The 2999-nt window shown below is 50.3% G+C and carries 1 protein-coding gene; it reads right to left on the bottom strand.

The genetic code is table 11. The features are described 5' to 3' along the window. A partial coding sequence (locus ACKTT2_RS00120; RefSeq protein WP_407882750.1) for a non-ribosomal peptide synthetase occupies positions 1 to 2999 on the bottom strand: 2999 nt, incomplete at both ends.

Genomic DNA, 2999 nt, shown 5'->3' with positions numbered 1-2999 from the left:
TAGCTCATGCCTTGAGAGGGGATGCGACGCAGTTGCTCTTTGATGGACTTTAACGCCTCACCAGGATTGTCTGTAGCATGATGTAACACCACCGGAAAGATGGTGGTAAACCATCCTACCGTGCGCGAGACATTAACCCGATCCAATATCTCTTCGCGTCCGTGTCCTTCCAAGTTGAACAGCACGTGGGTTGATTGCGTCCAATGAGCTAACACCTGCACTAAGGCGGCGAGCAACACGTCGTTGATTTGTGTGTTGTACGCTTTTGGTACCTCAGTCAGTAATGCACGGGTTTCTTCAACTGATAACGACATCGACACTGTGCGTGCAGATGCTTCGCTATTTGCACCGCTTGGATAGTCAAGAGGTATGTTTGCGACTTGTTGCTGCGATTGTGCCAACCAAAAATCGCGATGGGGTTGCAAATCTTGGGATTGTACATACTCCCACTGGAGTTGCGCCCAATCTTTAAATGATGTCGTTTTGGGTGGTAGTTGTATTGCCTCACCACCACTAAGTTGCGAGTAGGCGGCGTGCAAATCTTCTAACAAAATCCGCCATGACACCCCATCCACTGCCAAGTGGTGGATGACTACCAACAGTCTTGAGTTTAACTCAAAGCCGAGATTGAACCACGCCACTCGCACCAGCGGTCCGCTTGATAAATTTAAACTTCCTTGGAGTTCGGTAGCTTTTGCTTGAATCGCTTCTAGTTGCTGTGGTTGTGGGAGTGGGGATAAATCCACAATAGTAAACGGCACGGTGTCATCCAAGAGCGCATTCGTTTGTTGCCAACCGGAAGGAGTGCTCTCAAAACGCAAGCGCAACGCATCATGGTGTACTAGCATTGCATGCACCACTTGCTCTAAAACAGTTGGCTCAATTCCCGGTGGTATTTCTAATAACAGAGCTTGGTTCCAGTGTGCCGATGCGCTGAAATTCTGCTCGAAGAACCAACGCTGAATGGGTGTCAGTGGCAATGTCCCGCTCACTACTCCTTGTTGAGCCTGAATTGCGCCCACTGTAGAAGCAACTGCTGCCAACTCAGCAATGGTTTGATGCTCAAACATCTGCTTTGCACTCAGTTGCACCCCAGCTGTACTAGCTTTGGCCACAATCTGAATCGTCAGAATCGAATCGCCACCGAGTTCAAAGAAGTTGTCATGAATACCCACCGACTCAATGCCCAGCACCGATGCCCATATGTTTGCCAGGATTTCTTCGGTCGGTGTTCCCGGTGCGACAAAGCCACTGGTAAGTTCTGGTACCCCAGATGGTTTAGGTAAAGCGCGACGGTCGAGTTTACCATTGGGTGTCAGTGGTAGGGTCTCAAGTGCCACGAAGGCACTCGGTACCATATATTCTGGTAGTTGTTGTTTGAGGAACGCACGCAACTCACTCATCGTTGGTGCGGGTTGCTGATGGGCGACTGTGTATGCTACCAACCGCGTCGTGCCAGATTCTTGTGTGGCGATGACCGCAGTTTCGCGCACATTTAGGTGTTGACCCAGAACTGCCTCAATTTCGCCCAACTCAATCCGGAAGCCACGCACTTTCACCTGGTGGTCTATCCTGCCGAGATACTCGATGTTGCCATCAGCAAAGTAGCGGACTAAATCCCCGGTTTTGTACAGCCGTTGACTAGGACGCTCCGCAAACGGGTTGGGAATAAATTTCTCTGCTGTCAACTCCGGTCGGTTGAGGTAGCCGCGTGCTAAACCTACACCCCCAATGTGTAACTCTCCTGCCACACCTACTGGTACTGGTTGATTGTTCCGGTCAAGGATGTAAATTTGTGTATTGGCGATCGCCCTACCAATCGGCACACTCAACAGTTCGCTGTCTGGTTGACATTGCCAATATGTTACGTCTATTGCTGCTTCTGTCGGTCCGTAGAGATTGTGCAAACTGCATCCCAATCGGGCGAAAAACCTCTGTTGCAGTTCTTTTGGCAGGGCTTCCCCACTACAGAACACTTGCCGCAAACTCCCGCTACTTTCCAGAGTGGGTTCTTCCAAGAACACTTGTAGCATTGAGGGCACGAAATGCAGTGTGGTTATCTGCTCAGTGGCAATCAGCTTTACTAGATAAGCACTATCGCGATGTCCTCCCGGTTGCGCCACCACCAGGCGTGCTCCCGTCATTAATGGCCAGAAGAATTCCCACACCGACACATCAAAGCTGAAGGGGGTTTTCTGTAAGACACTATCCTCGGCGGCGATTTGGTACGCTTGCTGCATCCAAAGTATGCGATTGCAAACCCCTTGATGGCTGTTCATTGCTCCTTTCGGCTTACCTGTTGAGCCGGAAGTGTAAATCACATATGCCAAATGATGGGGTAACACTTCAGTGTGTGGATTTTCTGCGCTGGCGTGGGAAATCTCTTGCCAGTTTGTATCCAGACACACCAGATGTGCCTCTTGTTGCCCGAGCCTTGCTACTAATTTTTCCTGGGTGAGGAGCACCTTCACCTGGCTGTCACTGAGCATATATGCCAAGCGTTCAGGTGGATACTCTGGGTCTATGGGCACATACGCGCCACCTGCCTTAAGAATGCCCAGCAATCCCATTACCATTTCTAATGACCGCTCGACACACACACCCACTAACACTTCCGGTTCCACGCCCAACTCACGGAGATGGTGTGCCAGTTGATTGGCTTTGGCGTTCAGTTCGCCATATGTGAGGCATTGGTCTTCAAACACCACTGCTGTTGCATTCGGTGTTTTCTGTACCTGTTGCTCAAACAAGTCATGGATACACAACTCTTGGGGATAATCACTGAGCGTATTGTTCCATTCCACCAGGAGTTGATTTTGTTCAATGGCACTTAACAGTGAGATCTGCGACAGCTTTTGGTCAGGACTGCCGACGAGACCCTGTAGCAGAGTTTGGAAATGCCCCATCATTCGTGTGACACTTGCACTATCAAAGCGCTGAGTATCGTAGATGAAGCGCAACGACAATTGCTCTCCGGGCTGGGCGATGAGAGTGAGTGG

It is taken from the genome of Scytonema hankhaensis NUACC26 (genome assembly GCF_045865695.1).
Classification (GTDB): Bacteria; Cyanobacteriota; Cyanobacteriia; order Cyanobacteriales; family Nostocaceae; genus Scytonema.
The sequence above is the reverse complement of the archived record's forward strand: the minus strand, read 5'-3'. Positions and strand labels throughout refer to the sequence as shown.